General features: G+C 71.3%; 13 protein-coding genes. 6 read left to right on the forward strand and 7 right to left on the reverse strand.

Annotation, left to right across the window (positions count from 1 at the left end; genetic code table 11):
• Window positions 1–8: 8 nt before the first annotated feature.
• Window positions 9–1,160: a medium chain dehydrogenase/reductase family protein gene (locus IEY91_RS05760; RefSeq protein ID WP_189173101.1), complete on the reverse strand. Its 1,152-nt coding sequence runs from the start codon at window positions 1,158–1,160 to the stop codon at window positions 9–11.
• Between the two features lie 138 nt (window positions 1,161–1,298).
• On the opposite strand from IEY91_RS05760, the gene IEY91_RS05765 reads away from it, so the two are divergent.
• The gene (locus IEY91_RS05765; RefSeq protein WP_164318092.1) at window positions 1,299–2,015 is read left to right on the forward strand and encodes a TetR/AcrR family transcriptional regulator; all 717 of its coding nucleotides are present in this window, start codon (window positions 1,299–1,301) and stop codon (window positions 2,013–2,015) included.
• A gap of 149 nt (window positions 2,016–2,164) precedes the next feature.
• Window positions 2,165–3,043, forward strand: coding sequence for a GNAT family N-acetyltransferase (locus tag IEY91_RS05770; protein ID WP_189173102.1), 879 nt, complete (start codon window positions 2,165–2,167; stop codon window positions 3,041–3,043).
• A gap of 81 nt (window positions 3,044–3,124) precedes the next feature.
• On the opposite strand, the gene bglX is transcribed toward IEY91_RS05770, so the two are convergent.
• Entirely contained in the window at window positions 3,125–5,428 is a 2,304-nt protein-coding gene (gene bglX, locus IEY91_RS05775; protein ID WP_189173103.1) for a beta-glucosidase BglX, read from the reverse strand.
• A gap of 168 nt (window positions 5,429–5,596) precedes the next feature.
• Here bglX and IEY91_RS05780 point away from each other — a divergent pair, with 168 nt between their 5' ends.
• Complete coding sequence (locus IEY91_RS05780; protein WP_189173104.1) at window positions 5,597–7,516, forward strand: ABC transporter ATP-binding protein; 1,920 nt, start codon at window positions 5,597–5,599, stop codon at window positions 7,514–7,516.
• 149 nt (window positions 7,517–7,665) lie between these two features.
• On the forward strand, window positions 7,666–8,241 hold the full coding sequence (locus IEY91_RS05785) for a TetR/AcrR family transcriptional regulator (protein ID WP_189173105.1): 576 nt from the start codon (window positions 7,666–7,668) through the stop codon (window positions 8,239–8,241).
• Here the strand turns inward: IEY91_RS05785 and IEY91_RS05790 are convergent.
• Window positions 8,201–9,010: a 4'-phosphopantetheinyl transferase family protein gene (locus IEY91_RS05790; protein WP_189173106.1), complete on the reverse strand. Its 810-nt coding sequence runs from the start codon at window positions 9,008–9,010 to the stop codon at window positions 8,201–8,203. The genes IEY91_RS05785 and IEY91_RS05790 overlap by 41 nt on opposite strands.
• The gene (locus IEY91_RS05795; RefSeq protein WP_189173107.1) at window positions 9,007–10,290 is read right to left on the reverse strand and encodes a glycosyltransferase; all 1,284 of its coding nucleotides are present in this window, start codon (window positions 10,288–10,290) and stop codon (window positions 9,007–9,009) included. The genes IEY91_RS05790 and IEY91_RS05795 overlap by 4 nt, the downstream gene beginning before the upstream one ends.
• A 1,175-nt stretch (window positions 10,291–11,465) precedes the next feature.
• Here IEY91_RS05795 and IEY91_RS05800 point away from each other — a divergent pair.
• Window positions 11,466–14,285 (forward strand): helix-turn-helix transcriptional regulator, encoded by a 2,820-nt coding sequence (locus IEY91_RS05800; protein ID WP_189173108.1) that lies wholly within the window; start codon window positions 11,466–11,468, stop codon window positions 14,283–14,285.
• A gap of 18 nt (window positions 14,286–14,303) precedes the next feature.
• Here the strand turns inward: IEY91_RS05800 and IEY91_RS05805 are convergent, their stop codons facing one another.
• A complete protein-coding gene (locus IEY91_RS05805; protein ID WP_189173109.1) occupies window positions 14,304–15,053 on the reverse strand; it encodes a P-loop NTPase family protein in 750 nt (249 codons plus the stop codon).
• A gap of 511 nt (window positions 15,054–15,564) precedes the next feature.
• On the opposite strand from IEY91_RS05805, the gene IEY91_RS05810 reads away from it, so the two are divergent.
• On the forward strand, window positions 15,565–17,193 hold the full coding sequence (locus IEY91_RS05810) for a flavin monoamine oxidase family protein (protein ID WP_164318074.1): 1,629 nt from the start codon (window positions 15,565–15,567) through the stop codon (window positions 17,191–17,193).
• A gap of 123 nt (window positions 17,194–17,316) precedes the next feature.
• On the opposite strand, the gene IEY91_RS05815 is transcribed toward IEY91_RS05810, so the two are convergent.
• Complete coding sequence (locus tag IEY91_RS05815) at window positions 17,317–18,141, reverse strand: ABC transporter permease (protein ID WP_164318072.1); 825 nt, start codon at window positions 18,139–18,141, stop codon at window positions 17,317–17,319.
• Window positions 18,138–19,088 (reverse strand): ABC transporter ATP-binding protein, encoded by a 951-nt coding sequence (locus IEY91_RS05820; RefSeq protein WP_204327968.1) that lies wholly within the window; start codon window positions 19,086–19,088, stop codon window positions 18,138–18,140. The genes IEY91_RS05815 and IEY91_RS05820 overlap by 4 nt, the downstream gene beginning before the upstream one ends.
• Between the last annotated feature and the right edge of the window lie 249 nt (window positions 19,089–19,337).

Below are 19,337 nucleotides of genomic sequence, written 5' to 3' on the forward strand. Positions count from 1 at the left end.
TGTGAGCCCTACGCCTCCGACGTGCGCCCGCCGTCCGGGACCTCGCCCTCCAGAACCTCGCTGTCCGGTACGAGGACGACCTTCCCCGCGACCGTGCCGGACTCCGCGAGCCGCATCGCGTCGGCCGCCCGCGACAGCGGGACGCGCGCGGCGACCTGCGGCCGGATCCTGCCCTCGGCGAGCAGCGCGAAGACCTGACCGAGGTCGGTGCGCAGCCGCTCGCGGAAGGCGGCGGCGCGGCGCTTGCCCGCCCAGATGTTGAAGAAGTGCGCGTGCCGGGAGTTGGGCATCGCGTTCCACATCGCCAGGCGTGCGAAGAGCTTCAGGACGGGGGCCTTGGAGGACCCGGCGGCGTCACGCGTGGACGCCGTGCCGTACGACACGAGGGTGCCGCCCGGCGCGAGCAGCCGGAACGAGTCCACGACGCCCTCGCCGCCCACGTGGTCGAAGACCGCCCGCACCCCGTTCGGCGCGAGTACGCGCAGCCGTCCGTGCAGGTCGGGGTCGCGGTAGTCGACGGGTGTGACGCCCAGCTCGCGCAGCTTGTCGTGGTGGCGCCGCGACGCCGTGCCGATCACCCGCACCTCCGCGATCCGCGCCAGTTGTACGAGGGCGGAGCCGACGCCGCCGTTCGCGCCGAGCACGACGATCGTGTCGCCGGCCTCGACCTTCGCGGTGCGGTGCAGCATCTGCCAGGCGGTGATGCCGTTCACGACCAGCGTCTCGGCGTCCGCCGACGACACGGAGTCCGGCACCTCGACGAGGTCCGCCGCGGCCACCACGACGTGGCTCGCCCAGCCGCCGGTCTTGGTCAGCGCGGCGAAGCGCCGCCCGGCGAGCGCGGGATCCACGCCCGGTCCCGTCGCGGCCACCCGGCCCACCAGGTCGTACCCCGGCACGAACGGGAACGGCGGCTGGTCGTAGTACTTCCCCCGCCGCATCTGCTGCTCCGCGAACGAGACGCCCGTGGCCTCCATCGCGAGCAGCACCTCACCCCGGCCCGGGGTGGGCGCCGCGACGTGCCGGACCTCCAGTCCGTCGACCTCGACGACGCCGGGCAGCACGATCTCGGTGGTGATGGTGGTGGCGGTCGTGACGGGCGCGGTCTCAGTCGTGGCCGTCGACGTCGGCTGGTGCTCGGCTGCGTGGGTCTCTCGCATGATGGTGCCTCTCTCGGGAGTGAAGCTCTCGCTGTGGTTAGAACCTCTAACCCAAGAATGCACCCCTCTCGAGGACTCGTCAAGCCCCCCTCTTGCTTGAGTTAGAGTCTCTAACCACAGTGAGAGAAAGGGGCTCCCGTGCCGGACGGCAGCAGCAGCACCAGCACCCCGCGCCAGCGCTACCGCGAACAGGTGCGCGCCGAGATCAAGGAGGCCGCCCTGGAGCAGATCCGCGCGGGCGGCGCCCCCGCGCTCAGCCTCAACGCGGTGGCGAAGGGGCTCGGCCTCACCGGCCCGGCCCTCTACAAGTACTTCGGCAAGCGCGACGACCTCCTCACGGAGCTGATCTGCGACGGTTACGACGCCGCTGCCGCCGCCATGCGCACGGCCGCCGACCGCGCCGCGGACGCCCCGCCCCGCGAGCGGCTCCTCGCCCTCGCCGTGGCGTTCCGCGCCTGGGCGGTCGAGTCGCCGCACGTCTACCAGCTCCTGGCGGGCACGCCGTCCCCCGGCTACCACGCGCCCCCGGAGACCGTCGACCGCGCCCGCGCCGTGCTCGGGCCCCTGCTCGGCGTGCTCGGGCGGGGTGACTGCCGGGGCGCCGCGCTCGAGCTGCGCGCGGAGATGCGGTTCTGGCTGAACGACAGCCCCGCCGTGGAGGAGTGGGTCAAGTCCTGGGCCCCGGACGCCGACCCGGCCACGGCGCTGGCGGGCACGGTCACGGCGTGGGCCCGGCTGCACGGAGTCGTCAGCCTCGAAGTGCAGGGCCTGTACGCGGGGATGGGGCACCGCGCGGGCACGCTGCTGAAGGCCGAGATGGAGGCTTTGGCCGACGCGATGGGGCTGCCCGGGTAGGCGTCCCGGCCGCCGTACGGCTTGATCGGCCCGGTGGGCCGGACGACGGCGCGCCGGGCGGGGCAGGATGGGGCCCGTTGCGCGGATGCGCGGAATCAGGGTTCGCGGAACGACCGCTCGCGGAAACACCGTTCAAGGAAGGTGCGGCGATGGAGAGTACGGCCCCCGGCCAGGAGAGTGCGGCCCCCGGACAGCTCGTCGTCTCGACGGCGACGCCCGACGACTGGCGCCTGGTCACCGAGTGGGCGGCGCGGGAGGGCTGGAACCCGGGCCTCGGCGACGCGGCGGCCTTCTTCGCGCAGGACCCGGACGGATTCTTCGTGGGCCGGGTCGACGGCGAGCCGGTGTCGGCGATCTCGGTGGTCAACTACGGCGCCGCGTACGCCTTCCTCGGCTTCTATCTGGTCCGCCCCGACCAGCGCGGCCGCGGCCACGGCCGCACCACCTGGAAGACCGCGCTCGCGCACGCAGGGGACCGGGTCGTGGGCCTGGACGGCGTTCCGGCGCAGCAGGACAACTACCGGCGCTCCGGCTTCGAGCGCGCCCACGGCAACCTGCGCTACGTCGGCCCGGTGGGCGCGCCCGGACCGTTGCCCGCGCACATCAAACCGGTGGCGGAGGTGGACCGGGACGCCCTGACCGCGTACGACAGCGCCTGCTACCCGGCCGACCGGCCCCGTTTCCTCGACGCCTGGCTGACCGCGCCGGGCCACCGCGCGCTGGCGAGTGTCGTCGACGGCCGTGTCACCGGGTACGGGGTGCTGCGTCCGGGCCGCGACGCGCCGCGCGTCGGGCCGCTGTTCGCCGACACCCGCGCCGATGCCGAGGCGCTGCTCGACGCCCTCGCGGCCGAGTCCGGCGGCGCGGCCGTGGCCATGGACGTACCGGAGACGAACACCGAGGCCGTGGCGCTGGCGGAGGCGCGCGGGATGAAGCCGACGTTCGACACGGCGCGCATGTACACGGGCCCGGTACGGGAGTTCGCCCGGGAGCGGGTCTTCGGGGTCACGACGCTGGAGCTCGGCTGACTGCCTGGCTGACCGCATGGTCGACCGCTCGGTCGACGGAGCCGGGGTGGGCGACCGACGCCGCCCACCCCGGCCACCCGCTCACGTAACCGTCAGCGTCCGCTTGCCCTTCGCCGCCGAGCTGTTCCCCACGTACAGATCGAACTTCCCCTCCTCCACGAGGAATTCGCCGTGGGTGTCGTTCGTCCAGAAGCCCAGGTCCTCGGCGCCGACGCGGAAGCGGACGACGGTGGACCGGCCCGCGCCGAGCGTGACCCGGCGGAAGCCGCGCAGCTTGCGCACGGGCTGGGTGATGCTCGCCGCGAGGTCGTGGACGTACAACTGCACGACCTCGTCGCCCTTGCGGCGGCCGGTGTTGGAGACGGTGACCGACACCTCCAGGGTGTCGCCCTCGCGCAGGGCACCCGCCGAGACGGTGTCGCGGCTCAGCTTCGGCGCGCCGATCTCGAACGTCGTGTAGCTGAGGCCGTGGCCGAAGGGGAACTGCGGGTCCGGCGGCAGGTCCAGGTACTTGGACGAGTACTTGTTGTCGGCGTCGTACGGGCGGCCCGTCGACTCGTGGTTGTAGTGGATGGGGATCTGGCCGACGGTGCGCGGGAAGGAGACGGGCAGTTTGCCGCCCGGGTCGACCTTGCCGAAGAGGACGTCGGCGATGGCGTTGCCCGCCTCGACGCCCGGGTGCCAGGCCTCCAGGACGGCGGGCGCCGACTTCAGCCAGCCGCCCATGGTCAGCGGGCGGCCGTTGACGAGGACGACCACGAACGGCTTGCCGGTCTTCGCGATGGCCTCGACGAGGCGCTCCTGCGCGCCGGGCAGGCTGATGTCGCTGCGCGCCGCGGCCTCGCCGCTCATCGACGGCGGCTCGCCCACGACGACGACCGTCACGTCGGCGGCCTTCGCGGCGGCGACCGCGGCCGGGATGCCCGCCGTGTCCTTGCCCTCAGGGTCGACGCCACGCGCGTACGTCACCTTCGCGCCCGGCGCCGCGCGCTTGACCGCGCCGAGGACCTTCACGGACGGGTACTTCTTCGCGGCGGCCGGGACCACCCACGTGCCGAGCAGATCGTCGGAGTCCCCGAACGGGCCCACGACGGCGATGGACTTGGCCGAGGTCTTGAGCGGCAGCGCCCCGCCGTCGTTCTTGAGGAGCACCATCGAGCGCGCCGCCGTCTCGCGGGCGGCCTTGCGGGCGGCGGCGGTCGGCCCGTCGATCGCGGCGTCCTCGTCGACGTACGGATCGTCGAAGAGACCGAGTGCGAACTTCAGGCGCAGGATGCGGGCGACCGCGTCGTCCAGGCGCCGCTCGCTGATCTTTCCGTCGCGCAGCAGCTTCTTGCCGTGCTCGCGGAGGTTGGTGCTGACCATCTCCATGTCGACGCCCGCGTTCAAGGAGAGCTTGGCGGCCGCCGCGCCGTCCTCGGCGAAGCCGTGCGCGATCAGCTCCTGGACGCCGGTCCAGTCGCTGACGACGACGCCGTCGAAACCCCACTCCTTCTTGAGGATGCCGGTCAGGGTGTGGGAGTTGCCGTGCGCGGGGACGCCGCCGATGGTGTTGAAGGACGCCATCACCGTGGCCGCGCCCGCGTCCAGGGCCGCCTTGAACGGCGGCAGATAGAGGTTGCGCAGGCGCGACTCCGACACGTCGACGGTGTTGTAGTCGCGCCCGCCCTCGGCGCCTCCGTACGCCACGAAGTGCTTGGCGCACGCGGCCACTCGGTCCTTCGCGGCATACCCGTGCTTGCCCGGCCCTTGATAGCCCTCGACCTTGGCGGCGGCGAACTCGGCCGTCAGATACGGGTCTTCGCCGCAGCCCTCGGCGATGCGGCCCCAGCGCGGCTCGTGCGTGACGTCCATCATCGGCGAGAACGTCCAGTGCACGCCGTTGGAACGGGCCTCCTTCGCGGACACCTCGGCGTCCGTCCGCGTCACGTCCGGGTCGAAGCTCGCGGCCTGCGCGAGCGGGATCGGGAACGTCGTCCAGAAGCCGTGGATGACGTCCAGGCCGAACAGCAGCGGGATGCCGAGCCGGGACTCCTCGACGGCGATGCGCTGCAGGGCGTTGCTGCTCTTGGCGCCGAAGATGGAGAGCACCGAGCCGAGCCGGCCGGACCGCGCGGCGTCCTCGACATCCTTGGTCTCGCCGCCGCCCGGACCGGTGTCCCAGGACCAGGCGAGCTGCTGGAGCTGGCCGAGCTTCTCTTCGACAGTCATACGGTCGAGGAGCTCGCGCACTTTGCCTTCGTGCGGGGTCCCGCGGTCCGGAGCGGCGGGCGCCCCGGCGGGTGCGGCCGGTACGGCCTCGGCGATCCCGGGGTTCAGAGCACCGCCCACGACGGCGGTGCCGCCGATCGCGGACAGCAGCGTACGCCTTCGTACATCTCGCATGCGTTCGACCTTCTCACGTCAGGACACGAGTAACCGGAGTGATGCGCTCAAGAATTGAAGCGAAAGTACGTTCCGGTTACAGGCGGGTCAATAGACGCGACAGAGGTCCCTGAGACGGGTGATGCGATCCTTGACCTCAACTTAACTTCAGGTCCTACTGTTCCCCACATGAGCATGGAGACCACAGCCTGGACCCAGCTGCACAGCGTCATGAACGCCGAGCAGGAACGCCGACCCTTCGCACGCGCCACGCTGCGCCGCATCACCGACTTCGCCCGCCCGCACCGCCGCCGCATCACCCACTTCGTCCTGCTGAGCGTCGTGACCGCGCTGCTCGCCGTGGCGACCCCCGTACTCGCCGGGCGGGTCGTGGACGCGATCGTGTCCGGAGACGAGTCCTCGACCGTCGTCCGGTACGCCGTGCTCATCGCCGTCATCGCGATCGCCGAAGCGGGCCTCGGCCTTCTCGGCCGCTGGCTGTCGGCGAACCTGGGCGAGAACCTGATCCTCGACCTGCGCACCGCCGTCTTCGACCATGTGCAGCGCATGCCCGTCGCCTTCTTCACCCGCACCCGCACCGGCGCGCTCGTCAGCCGCCTCAACAACGACGTCATCGGCGCGCAGCGGGCGTTCAGCAACACGCTCTCCGGCGTCGTGTCCAACGTCGTCACGCTCGTGCTGACCCTCGCCGTGATGCTCGCCCTGTCCTGGCAGATCACCCTGCTCGCGCTGGTGCTGCTCCCGGTGTTCGTGGTGCCCGCGCGGCGCATGGGCACCCGGATGGCGCGCCTGCAGCGCGAGGCCGCGCACCACAACGCCGCGATGGGCACCCGCATGACGGAGCGGTTCTCGGCGCCCGGCGCCACCCTCATCAAGCTGTTCGGCCGCCCGGCGGACGAGTCCGAGGAGTTCGCGGCGCGGGCCCGCCGGGTGCGCGACATCGGCGTACGCACCGCCATGGCGCAGTCGGCCTTCATCACCGCCCTGACCCTGGTGTCCGCGCTCGCCCTCGCCCTGGTCTACGGCCTCGGCGGCTACTTCGCGCTCGACGGGACGCTGGAGGCGGGCGCCGTCGTCTCGCTCGCGCTGCTCCTGACCCGCCTCTACGCGCCGCTGACCGCGCTTGCCGGCGCGCGCGTCGAGGTGATGAGCGCCCTGGTGAGCTTCGAGCGGGTCTTCGAAGTCCTCGACCTGAAACCGCTGATCGACGAGAAGCCCGAGGCGCGGAGCGTGCCCGAGGGGCCGGTGGCCGTCGAGTTCGACGACGTCCGCTTCGGCTACCCGTCCGCCGACAAGGTCTCCCTCGCCTCCCTGGAGGAAGTGGCCTCGCTGGACGGACGCGGCGGCGACGAGGTCCTGCACGGCCTCTCCTTCCGCGCCGAGCCCGGTCAGACCGTGGCACTCGTCGGCTCCTCGGGCGCGGGCAAGTCGACCATCGCGCAACTCCTTCCGCGGCTTTACGACGCCGACTCCGGGGTCGTACGCGTCGGCGGGCAGGACGTGCGCGACCTGGCCGCGGACTCGCTGCGCGACACCATCGGCATGGTCACGCAGGACGGCCACCTCTTCCACGAGTCGGTGCGCGCCAACCTGCTGCTCGCCCGCCCCGGCGCGAGCGAGGACGAACTGTGGGACGTGCTGCGCCGGGCCCGCCTCGACGACCTCGTGCGGTCGCTGCCGGACGGGCTCGACACGGTGGTCGGCGAGCGCGGGTACCGGCTCTCGGGCGGTGAGCGGCAGCGCATGACCATCGCGCGACTGCTGCTCGCCCGCCAGCGGGTGGTCATCCTGGACGAGGCGACCGCCCACCTGGACAACACGTCCGAGGCCGCCGTGCAGGAGGCCCTCGCGGAAGCCCTCGCCGAGCGCACCGCCGTGGTCATCGCGCACCGTCTGTCGACCGTGCGGGCGGCCGACCAGATCCTCGTCGTCGAAGGCGGACGCATCGTGGAGCGCGGGACGCACGACGAACTCCTCGCGGTGGAGGGGCGGTACGCGGAGCTGTACCGGACGCAGTTCGCTGGGAAGAGTGAGGCCGGCGTGGCCGGCATGGCCAGAGAGGATGACGAGGTCGCCGTGGCCGTGTAGGGCGGGACGGGTGGGACGGGCGGGCCGGGTGGTGGCGTCGGCACCCGGCATGGCACTCTGGTTGCAGTGGTCAGTACGCAGTACTGCACATGGAGTACGTGCGGTACGTACAGGAAAGCTGTCCGCACAGGTAAGGGGAGAGGACCGTCATGCGACAGAACCCGGCCAGGCGTACGGCGCTCCTGGACGCCGCGATCGAGGTGCTGACCCGCGAGGGGTCCCGCGGGCTCACGCTCCGGGCCCTCGACGCGCAGGCGGAGGTGCCCAAGGGCACCGCGAGCAACTACTTCCCGCACCGCGCGGAACTCCTCGCGCAGATCATGCGGCGGATCCTGGAGCGGCTCACCCCGGAGGAGTCGGCGCTCGCCGACACCATGACCGAGGCGCCGTCCATGGAGCTCGTCGTGACGCTCGGGAAGCAGCTCGTCGAGCGGACGCGGGCCGACCGCAGCAGCCACATCGCGCTCCTCGAACTGCGCCTGGAAGCCACCCGCCGCCCCGAACTGCACGCCGAGCTCACCAGGTTCATGGCCGAGCAGCTCGAAGCCAACATCGACTTCCACCTCGGCGCGAAACTGCCCGGCGACCGCACCGGCGTCGTCCTGCTCTACCTCGCCATGCTGGGCATGATCGTCGACGATCTGACGGTGCCCGACCTGCTCGCGCCGTTCTCGACCGACAAGCTCATCGAGGAGCTTGTGGGGCGGGTGCTGCGCGCAGCGTGATCGCGGTGAGGACCAGACCGTCCCGCGCGAGCCAGCGGCCCGTGAGCTGCTGGGGGAATCCCCGTTCGCGTACCGGAGGAAGAATCCGCGCGGTGAAGGTCCCCGCACCCGTACCCGCACCCGTACCGATCCCCATGCCTGCGTCCGGCTCCGTGTCCGCCTCCGCCTCCCGCGACCGGTGGAACACGACGTCGGCCTCCTCGAACCCGAGGGGCGCCCGCATCAGCGGATACCAGGTCTTGTAGATGCTCTCCTTGGCGCTGAACAGCAGCCGGTCCCAGCGCACCCCGGGCCACCGGGCCAACTGTTCGCCCACCCGCCGCTGTTCGGCGGGCAGGGCCACCGCCTCCAGTACGCCGTGGGGGAGCGGCCCGCCGGGCTCGGCGTCGACGCCGAGCGACCGGACGCGGGACGCGTGGGCGACGGCGGCAGCGCGGTAGCCGTCGCAGTGCGTGATGCTGCCGACGACCGAAGAGGGCCAGCGCGGGCTGCCCTTGGCGTCGGGGAGTATCGAATCGGCGGGGTGCCCGAGGTCCTCCAGGGCGCGGTGCGCGCAGTGGCGGCCCGTGGTGAACTCGCGGCGCCGGCTCTCCACGGACCGGGCGATCAGCGCCTGCTCGTCCGGGTGCAGGACGATGCCGTCGGGGTCACCCAGGACCTCTCGGCACACGACGTCTTCGGGCACGATCCGCGCCAGCAGTGCCAACGGTGGTGCATCGGCCTGCGTCGACGCCGTGCGCGTACCGCCGTCCTTGACACCGGTGTTCATGGCGTGCCCTCCTTCTCCCGCTTCCCGGACGCGTGCGAGGCGTCCGCGCCCGCTTCCTTCTCCTGGCCGCCGCGCCGGGGGAGATAGACCAACAGCTCGGTGGCGACGAAACGGATGACGAACGTCGTGAGGAGCGCGACGGCGGTCGCGGGCAGCACCGCCATGCCCATGCCGTCGACGAGCAGCGCGATCAGCGGAATGCGCAGCACGAGGTCGGCGTTGGCGAGCAGCGCGAACCGGCCGAGGCGGTCGGCCCAGTGGCGGTGCCCGCGCCGGTCGCGGAACAGCAGCAGGTCGATGAAGAGGAAGTTCCACAGCACGCCGAACTGGTTGGCGAGGATCTCGGCGGGCAGATAGTGCAGGCCCGTGGCCGTGAGCGCGGCGAGGGCGCCCAGGTTCGGCAGGAAGCCGGTCAGGCCGATGAGGCCGAAGACCACCATCCGGGCCACCGGGGTCGCGGTGCGCAGCGACACCAGGTGCGCGAGGAACCGCATCCCCTCGCGCACGGTCGACTTCGACTCGCCCGCGTACCGCTCCTGGAAGGAGAACGGCACCTCGGCGACGGCGCGCGGGCGGCAGCGGATGGCCAGTTCGAGCAGGATCTTGTAGCCGAGCGGCTTGAGGATGTCGGTGTTGGCGTGCACGGTGCTGCGGCGGATCGCGAAGAAGCCGCTCATGGGGTCGCTGATGCCGCGCAGCGCCGACGGGAACAGACCCTTCGTCACCAGCGTCGAGGCGCGCGACACCGCGACGCGATAGCGGCCGGAGAGACCGGCGTGGCTGCCGCCGCCCGCGTACCGGCTGGCGACCACGAGGTCGGCGCCCGCGCGGCGTCCCGTCTCCACCAGTTCGGGCATCAGGGACGGCGGGTGCTGGAGGTCGGCGTCCATGACGACGATCCACTCCGACGCGGCGGCCTTCAGGCCCTCGACCACGGCTCCGCTCAGGCCGCCCGTCGCGACCTCGCGGTGGATGACGTTCACGGGGAACGGGCAGGTGAGGGCGGCGCGTTCGATGGCGGCCGGGGTGTCGTCGGTGCTGTCGTCGACGAACAGGGCCGCGCAGTCCAGGTGCGCGGGCAGGGCCGCGGCGAGGCGCGTCAGCAACTCCTCCACGTTCCCGGCCTCGTTGAAGGTCGGGATGATGACGGTGACGGTGGTGCGGGCCGAGGGGCCCGCGTCGTCGGGGGCTCCGCCGGGGGCGGCTCGATCCTGGCCCCCGGTCGGCCCGGTCGGCCCGGTCGCCCCGGTCTCTTCGGCGCCAGTGCCGGACACGGTCATCGCGGCACGCTCCCGGGACGGAGTGCGCTTGCTCGGGGTCGATTTCTCGCCATCGTCGTCCTCTACGGGTCTGCGCGGGTGCGCGTCACATCGGCGTGCCCTGGCCGGCGGTGACCGGGGGGAGGGCGTGAACGTGTTGTGCCTGTCTGCTGTGCACGTGGAAGGAGAGCCAGGCCCCGGGAGGATCACGGATGGCTGCCCGTTGCCGGAGGCTATCCGGGGGCCGCGCCGCCCTCCACCCCTATCCGTCCCCTAGGGCCTGTCTTGTGGATCAGGCCCTGGGCGTGTCCCGGCTCTCGGCCCGGCGCGGCGGCGGCCGTGCCGAGTTGCGGTCCGTTCACCCGCCATGGAATGGACCGTGGCCCGAAACGGCGGCGTAACAATGTGACGCATCTGGCAGTCCCCGCAGGTGTACGTACCGACATGCGGGGTGACTTCGGGCGGGACCGCCGCCGAGTGGCGGCCGGGGTGCCCTGAACGCCATGGACTTCCTTGGTGAATTTTGCCTTCAAATTGCCGTTGGATTGTGTTCAGTTCACTGTTTCGGTGACTCCAGGAGGGACTTTTCCCGCCACCAACGCCTAACGGATCCTTAACGACGCTGCCCTCGGAGGGGCGGCGAGCTGCCCGAGGGGCCACCGCGGAGGAGTACGGAGCGGACCCTCGGGCAGGGGCCGGAAGGGCGGCCCGAGGGCCGACGGGCGTGTGTCCAGGCGGTGTTGGGGGGAGGTGGCGGTCGGCGTGATCCCGCCCGTGGCATGCTCCGGCGAGCGCGTGGCCAGGGGTGTTTCCGGACAGGATGACTTGATGATCTCCGCGCGTAGCCCGGTATGGCCGGTTCCTCTTCGCCTTCCCTTCAATTGGAATTCAAAGTTCCGTATGTGGACGCGGTCAGGGTCGGGTCCAATACCACACCCGAGGCCGGAGTGGGGAGGGCTGAACGTTGCGAGTCATCATGGATTTGGGGGGTGGGCTCACTTCTTTCGGGGCTACCTCGTCGTCAAGATTCAGTCATAGTTGTGTTGTTGCTCGGGGGCCGTGAGAAGCCGGTCGGGATATCAGGAATATGCCCTGGTATCCTGCAAAGCGGCTCCAGTGGTTACTTGATGAGTGCGTTATGCGAATAAGGCGCCCAGGGCAGTTTGCGAAATTTCTTACGGGGAGGAAACCGCACTATGAGCCTGGTCGAGCGAGTCGATGAATGGGCTCTGTTGGAGGAGGTTCTGGGGAGCAGCGCCGAACGGCCCTCCCGGGTCGTCGTGGTGAGGGGGCCGGTGGCCACCGGCAAGAGTGAGCTCCTCAACGGCGTCGCCGAGCAGGCCGAGGCGCGCGGCCTCACGGTCCTCAAGGCGACGGGTTTACGAGCGGAGCGCCGGACGCCCATGGCGCTCTTCGGTCAACTGCTCCTGGGCGCCGATCAGTTGGAGAAGCGGGAGAGTGGCGCCGCCGCGCGCGTGGAGCGGCTCCTCGACGACGCCCGGTTCACCGCGATGCTGCGCGACCCCGCGAGCGAGCGGGAGGAGCACGTACGCGCGCATGTGATGCGCTCACTGACCGCGGCTCTGCACGCCATGGCCGACGGCCGCCCCCTCGCGGTCCTCATCGACGACGTCCAGTACGCCGACATCCCGTCCCTGCAATGCCTCCAGCACGTGATGCGTGAACTGCGCGCCAAGCCCGTGGTGATCGTCCTCGGCCTGCGCACCGGACCGCACGCGGAACGGCCCATGTTCAGCGCGGAATTGCTGCGCCACCCCCGCCTGACCCAACTGCGGCTCGGCACCCTCGGCGAGCGGGCCACCGCCGAGATGCTGCGCGACCACGTCGACGAGGCCAGCGCACGCCGCCTCGCCCCCGACGTCCACCGCATCAGCGGCGGCAACCCGCTCCTGATCCGCGCCCTGACCCACGACATCCTCGCCCACGGCCCCAGCTCCGACACCTCCCTGCCCGCCCTGCACACCCTCACCGTCGGCGACGCCTACCGGCAGTCCGTGCTCAGCTGCCTGCACCGCGGCGACGACGCCGTCCTCGCCGTGGCCCGCGGCCTCGCGATCCTCGACGACACCGCGTCCGACACCGCGCTCGCCGGACTCCTCGAACTCGACCACGAGACCGTCGCCCTGAGCCGCCGCGCCCTCGAATCGGCCGGACTCACCCAGGCGGGAACGTTCCGCCACCCCCTGGCCAGAACGGCCGTACTGGACGACCTCACCCGCGAGGACCGCCTCACCCTGCACCGCCACGCGGCCGTCCTGCTGCGCCGCGGCGGCGCCGAACCCCCCGTCGTCGCTCGGCACATCGTCGCCGCCGGCGAGGTCACCGACACCGAATCCCTCGACACCCTCTGGGAGACCGCCACCCGCGCCCGCCGCGACGAGGACGTCTCCCTCGCCATCGCCTGCCTCCAACTCGCCGACCAGGCGTGCCCGCGGGGGGCACGCCGCAGCGAGATCCTGGCCGAACTCGCCCGCTGCGTGTGGCGGGTGCGCCCCTCCACCGTCGGACCCCACCTGGCCGCGCTGCGCGCCGCCTTCGACGAGGGCTGGCTCAGCGAACAGGCCGTGCCGGTGCTGCTCGCCGGGCTGCTCTGGCAGGGCCGGTTCGAGGAGGCCGCCGAGATCGCCCGCAAGTGCCAGGGCGCGTACGAAGGTTCCTCCGCCGTCGCCGCCTACCTGGCCACCGGCGCGGTGCGCACCACCTACCCCGCCCTGCGCGACCGCGTCGGCGCCGACAACTGGCCCGCCCCGCAAGGCCCCGCCGACCTCACGGCGGCCCGCGGCCACGACCCGCGCAGCCGCGCGGGCGCCGCCCTCAACACGGTCCTCACCCGAGGCGTCGACCAGCACGCCGCCGACCTCGCCGAGACCGTCCTGCAGGGCACCCCGCTGAGCGACGCCACCCTGGAGGCGCTCACCTGCTCCCTGTCCACCCTCATCTACTCCGACCGGCTCACCCGCGCCGCGCACTGGTGCGACGCGCTGCTGCGCGAGGCCACCAAGCTCGGCGGCCCCGGCTGGCAGGCACCCCTGTCCGCGATCAGAGCCAAGATCGCGCTGCGCCAGGGCAACGCCGTCGACGCCGTCCGCTACGGCACCAACGCGCTGTCGTGGATGACACCGCTCGGCTGGGGCGTCGGCATCGGCTCGGTCCTCGCCACCCTGGTCTCCGCGCACACCGCGATGGGCCAGTACGAGCAGGCCATGACCTACCTGGACCACCATGTCCCCGACGGCCTCCCCGAAACCCGCTACGGCCTGGAACTGCTGCACGCCCGCGGCCAGCTCCACGCGGCCACCGGACGAGTCCGCCCGGCCCTGGACGACTTCCTCACGTGCGGCGAGCTGATGACGCGCTGGGGCATCGACCAGCCGGCACTCGTGCCGTGGCGGTCCGCGGCCGCCGAGATGCACCTGCGCACCGGAGGCGAGGCCGAGGCCGACCGGCTCGTCAAGGAACAGCTCTCCAAGTGCGGCTCGGGACAGTCCCGTACGCGCGCCCTGACCCTGCGCGTGCTCGCCGAGGTCGCCGGACTGCGCCGCCACCACCACGCCCTGCACGAGGCCATCGAGGAACTGGAGGAGTGCGAGGACCGGCTCGAACTGGTCCGGGTCCTCGGCGCGCTCAGCCGCTCCCACCACGCCCTCGGCGAGCTGGGCCAGGCCCGCATGATGGCGCGGCGCGCCTGGCGCATCGCCCGCGACGCGCGGGCCGAGTCACTGTGCGAACACCTCCTGCCGTACACCGACGGCGAAGTGAGCACACCGGACCGCCCCGCGCGCGACGGGGAGAGCTGCCCCTCGGAGGAACTGACCGACGCGGAGCGGCGCGTGGCCTCGCTGGCCTCCTTCGGGCACAGCAACCGCGAAATAGCGCGCAAGCTGTTCATCACGGTCAGCACGGTCGAGCAGCATCTGACGCGTGTCTACCGGAAGTTGAACGTCACGCGGCGCAAGGACCTGCCGCACGACCTGCTCGCGGACACCGCGTGCTGAGCGCCTCGCGGGCCGCCCTCAGTGGGGCGCCGAAGGGCACGTGAAGCACACCTCGTCGTCGTGGACCGAGAACACCCGGCCCGCGACGCGGTGTGCGGTCGACCGGGACCGGGTGGAGAACACCGCGGTCCCGGTCGACGCCGTATAGCGGCCAAGGACCCGGCAGATGATCTTCTCGGACGCGCTGTCCACGTCGTCCAGCGGCTGACACAGCAGCAGCAGCTTCGGTACGTGCAGCAGCGCGCAGCCGAGGGCCACGCGCGAGCGCTGGCCGGGGGAGAGGCCGGACACGGCGGCGTGCTCGACCGCGCGCAGGCCGAGCACGTCCGTTAAGTCCGCGGTGCGCTGCGACGCCGTCTCCGCGGACAGGCCCTTGTGTCTCCCCGCCGTCATCAGGGCGTCACGGACCGGGACTTCGGGCAGCGGCATGCCCACCGACACCACGCCGACGAGCCGCTGCACTGCCGCGCGGTCGGCGCGCACGTCCACGCCGTACACCGACACGGAACGCCCCGGTCTGTCGCCGCGCAGCAGCCGGGCCAGGAACAAGTCGGCCGCGTCGTCGTCGGAGAACGCCGCCACGCACGCGTGGGGCTCGATCCGCAGGGGGCGGGCCCCGCTCGCCGCACGGGCGCCGAGGGCGCCGGACGCCTCGTCCGCCGTGCGCCGCACCTCCAGGGCCAAGGGCTCCGGCGGAGATCCGCCCGGTGTGGCACCCGGCCGGTGGTCATGCACCGCGAACCTCCGGCCGTCCGACCCTGAATGCATGGAGTCTTCCCTTCCTGGCGAATGGTGCTGGGTGCGGGCACGCGGGGACTGTGGGGGAGCGCGGTGCGGACACCCTAGATCATTTCAGGGCTTCCGCTGACTTTCGTACAGTCTTCAGGATCGAGACCTGGCTACTAAAGTACTCATTGCGTGTCGCCTGAATTTTTCGGCCCGTCCCTCCCGCGTCGCCCGCACGGGCCGGGCGCCGCCCCCTGCGCAACGTAGGAGGCGTAAGGGGATGTTGAGGGGTTTCTGAGCACCCCCGAGCAGTCGCCATAATCAAGGGCACCGTCAGACGTGCCGTCGATTCGAGGGCGATTCGCGGGTCCGACCGGCCCCCACGGGGCGAGGCCCGGCCGTGCCGATCGCGGACCCTTCTCCTGCTGCCGCAGCCCGGTTCACCGCGGCCGTCTGCAACGTAACCCCGGGCCGGCCTCCACCACGGTCAGAGGAGTATCCGTTGGTTGCCCTCAACGGCAGTTCGCGTCTCGGAACAACAGATTCCATCACCATGCTCGGCCCGGACTTTCCCTTCGCGTACGACGAATGGCTGTCGAGTCCGCACGGCCTCGGCGAAATCCCGGAAGGCGAGTTCGGGACACCCGTCGCGGTGATCGGTGCGGGCATATCGGGCCTCGTCACCGCCTACGAACTCATGCGCCTCGGGCTGCGCCCCGTGGTCTACGAGGCCGGGCAGGTGGGCGGCCGGATGCGCTCGGCGGGCTTCGACGGCGGCCCGGACGCAGTGGCCGAGCTCGGCGCCATGCGCTTCCCCGCGTCGGCGACCGCGCTGCGGCACTACCTGGATCTGGTCGGCCTCGAGACGCGGCCCTTCCCCAACCCGCTGACCGCCGCGAGCGGCAGCACCGTCGTCGCCCTCAACGGCACCCGGCACTACGCCCGGCGCGCCACCGAACTCCCGGACATCTACCAGGAAGTCGGCATGGCCTGGGACAAGACCCTCCAGGAGCACGCCGAGCTGTTCGCCATGGACGACGCGATCCGCCGCCGCGACACCGCCGCCATCAAAGCCATCTGGAACCCGCTGGTGCGCGCCCTGGACGACGAGTCCTTCTACGGCTTCCTCTCCCGCTCGCCGTCCTTCCAGTCCTTCAAGTACCGCGAGATATTCGGGCAGGTCGGCTTCGGCGCCGGCGGCTGGGACACCGACTTCCCCAACTCCATGCTGGAGATCCTGCGCGTCGTCTACACCGGCGCCGAGGACGACCACCGGCTCGTCGTCGGCGGCTCCCAGCAGCTTCCCCAGCGCCTGTGGTCCCGCGCGCCCGACGACCTCGTGCACTGGCCCGCGGGCACCTCCCTGGAGACCCTGCACCGCGGCGGCCCCCGCGGCGGCGTCGCCCGCGTCGAGCGCACCGCCCGCGGCATCACCGTCCACGACAGGAGCGGCACGGCCCGCACCTTCCCGACGGCCGTGTTCACCCCGCACAAGCGGACGCTGGTCACCAACGTCCGCTGCGACCAGGCGCTGCTGCCCACGCCCGTGTGGACCGCGGTGGAACGCAGCCATTACATGGGCTCGTCCAAGCTGTTCGTCCTCGTCGACCGCCCCTTCTGGCGCGAACGCGACCCGCTCACCGGCCGCGACGTGATGAGTACGACCCTCACCGACCGCATGCCCCGCGGCGTCTACCTCTTCGACGAGGGCCCCGACCGCCCCGGCGTCATGTGCCTGTCGTACACCTGGAACGACGACTCCCTGAAGATGGCCCCGCTGACCCCCGAGGAGCGCCTGGACGGCGTCCTCGACGCGCTCGCCGGCATCTACCCCGGCGTCGACATCCGCTCCCGCGTCATCGCCCCTCCGCGCACGGTCACCTGGGAGACCGACCCGCACTTCCAGGGCGCCTTCAAGGCGAACCTGCCGGGCCACTACCGCTACCAGCGGCGGCTGTTCACCCACTTCATGCAGGAGGACCTGGCGCGCACCCAGCGCGGCTTCTTCCTCGCCGGTGACGACGTCTCCTGGACGGCGGGCTTCGCCGAGGGCGCCGTGACGACCGGCCTCAACGCCCTCTGGGGCGTCCAGCGCCATCTCGGGGGCGCCACCATGCCGTTGAACCCAGGGCCCGGCGACCTGTTCGCGGACCTCGCGCCCGTGGACCTGCCCGAGGACTGAGCGCACGAGGAACGAGCAGACGAGCAACGGAAAGGGCCCCGGAGCGACTCACCGCTCCGGGGCCCTTCCAGTGCGTACGTTGTCTCCGCGCCCACTGTGTACGCCGTGTACGCCGTGTACGTCTCACGCCTGCGCGCGCCGCAGGAACCCGCGTATCCCCACCGTCGCGAACAGACAGATGGAGCCGACGAGCACGATCAGCGTGATCGGCAGCGGCATGTGCTCGACGTTCGGGGACGTCACGGCCCGCATGCCCTCACTGGCGTACGACAGCGGATTGGCGCCGCAGATCACCTGGAACCAGCGCACCTCGTCAAGCGCGACCAGCGGGAACTGCGTGGAGCCCGTGAACAGCAGCGGCATCAGGACGAGGGTGAACATCACGTCCACCTTGTCGCTGCTCACCGACGTGCCCAGGCACAGACCGATCGACGCCCCGGCGAGCGCGCCGAGCCCGGCGATGCCGAGAGCGGGTACGGTCTTGCTGATCGGCCACGAAAGGTCCAGGAGGATCATGCCGACCGGCGTCATCATCAGCGACGCCACGAATCCGTACAGCGCGCCGAAGAGGATCTTCTCCACGGCCACCAGGCGCAGCGAGATGGGTGAGAGCAGCCGGTCCTCGATCTCCCGCGTGTACGAGAAATCGACGACGAGCGGCAGCGCCGTGTTCTGCATGCCGCCGAGGAATCCGTTCAGGGCGAGCACACCGGGCAGCAGGACCGCGCTGTAGTCGCCGTCCACATATCCCGCGTCGCTGAGCAGCACGCCGAACACGAACAGCGTGAAGAACGGCTGGATGATGGCCTGCCCGATGAACGTCGGGAACTGCCGCAGGGCGACGAAGACATCGCGCCACAGGATGGCGCCGAAGGTGTGCAGCTGGCTCTTGGCCGGCGCGGCAGTGACCTCCGCGGCGGGTGCTTCGGTCGCGGTCGTCGCAGTCATCGCAGGTTCTTTCCGGTGAGGTGGAGAAAGACGTCTTCCAGGGACACCTTTCCGACGCCGACATCCGTCACCCGGTGGTCCGCGGCCGTCAGCGCCGCGAGCGCGGGCTGCAGCGCCGCCACCGGTTCGGTGTCCGTGTAGATGCGGAACCGGAAGCCGTCCACGGGCGGTGTGCCCGGCGCCCCTTCGTCTTCGTCGACCTGGCGCACCCCGGGAAGGTCCGCGAGCAGCTTCGCCACCGGCGCGGGACCCTGCGCCGACTCCACGGTCAGCGCGAGCGTCGAGTGCGCGGGCAGCAGTTTGCCCAGGCCCTCGGGGGTGTCCAGGGCCAGCAGGGTGCCCCGGTCGACGATGCCGACGCGGTCGCAGAGCTTGGCGGCCTCGTCCATGTCGTGAGTGGTGACGACCACCGTCACACCCCGCCCGGCGAGTTCGACGACCCGCTCGTGCACGAAAAGCCGCGCCTGCGGGTCGAGTCCGGTCGCGGGCTCGTCGAGGAACAGCACGCTCGGACGGTGCATCAGCGCCCGCGCGATCATCACACGCTGCACCTGCCCGCCGGACATGTCGTCGACCTTCGACTTGCGGTAGTCGGCCAGGCCCATCTGCTCCAGGAGCTCATCGGCCCGCGCGCGCCGCTCGGCCCGCGGCATGCCGTGGTACGTGGCGTGGAACAGCAGGTTCTGACGCACCGAGAGCGAGCGGTCGAGGTTGTTGCGCTGCGGCACCACCGCGAGCACCCGCTTCGCCTGTCTCGGCCGCGCGACCACGTCCACGCCGTCGATGACGACTTCGCCCGAGGTCGGCCGCACCCGGGTGGTCATCATGCCCACCGTCGTGCTTTTCCCCGCGCCATTGGGGCCGAGCAGGCCGAACACCTCGCCCCTGTACACATCGAAGCTCAGGCCGTCGACAACGCGGCGTGCGTCGGACGCGTACTGTTTCACCAGATTCTCAACCCGGACGGCATTTTCCACGTGCCCGACCCTAGAGCCGGGCGACTTTCCCGAACACCCCTGTATCCGCCCGCCGCACCGCCCCCATAGGGGCTGGTTAGGGGTAGGGGGACGGAGAACGCACTGTTAGCCTGCCACGGTATTGTGGGCAAATTTATCTGAAGTGCGGCCAGGAATTCTGCGGCGTTCTGAAGCGCGCTCTGTGAATTTACCCGAGTACAGTCAGAGAATTTCTGAAAG

The sequence above is a fragment of the Streptomyces lasiicapitis genome (assembly GCF_014646335.1).
Lineage (GTDB): Bacteria > Actinomycetota > Actinomycetes > Streptomycetales > Streptomycetaceae > Streptomyces > Streptomyces lasiicapitis.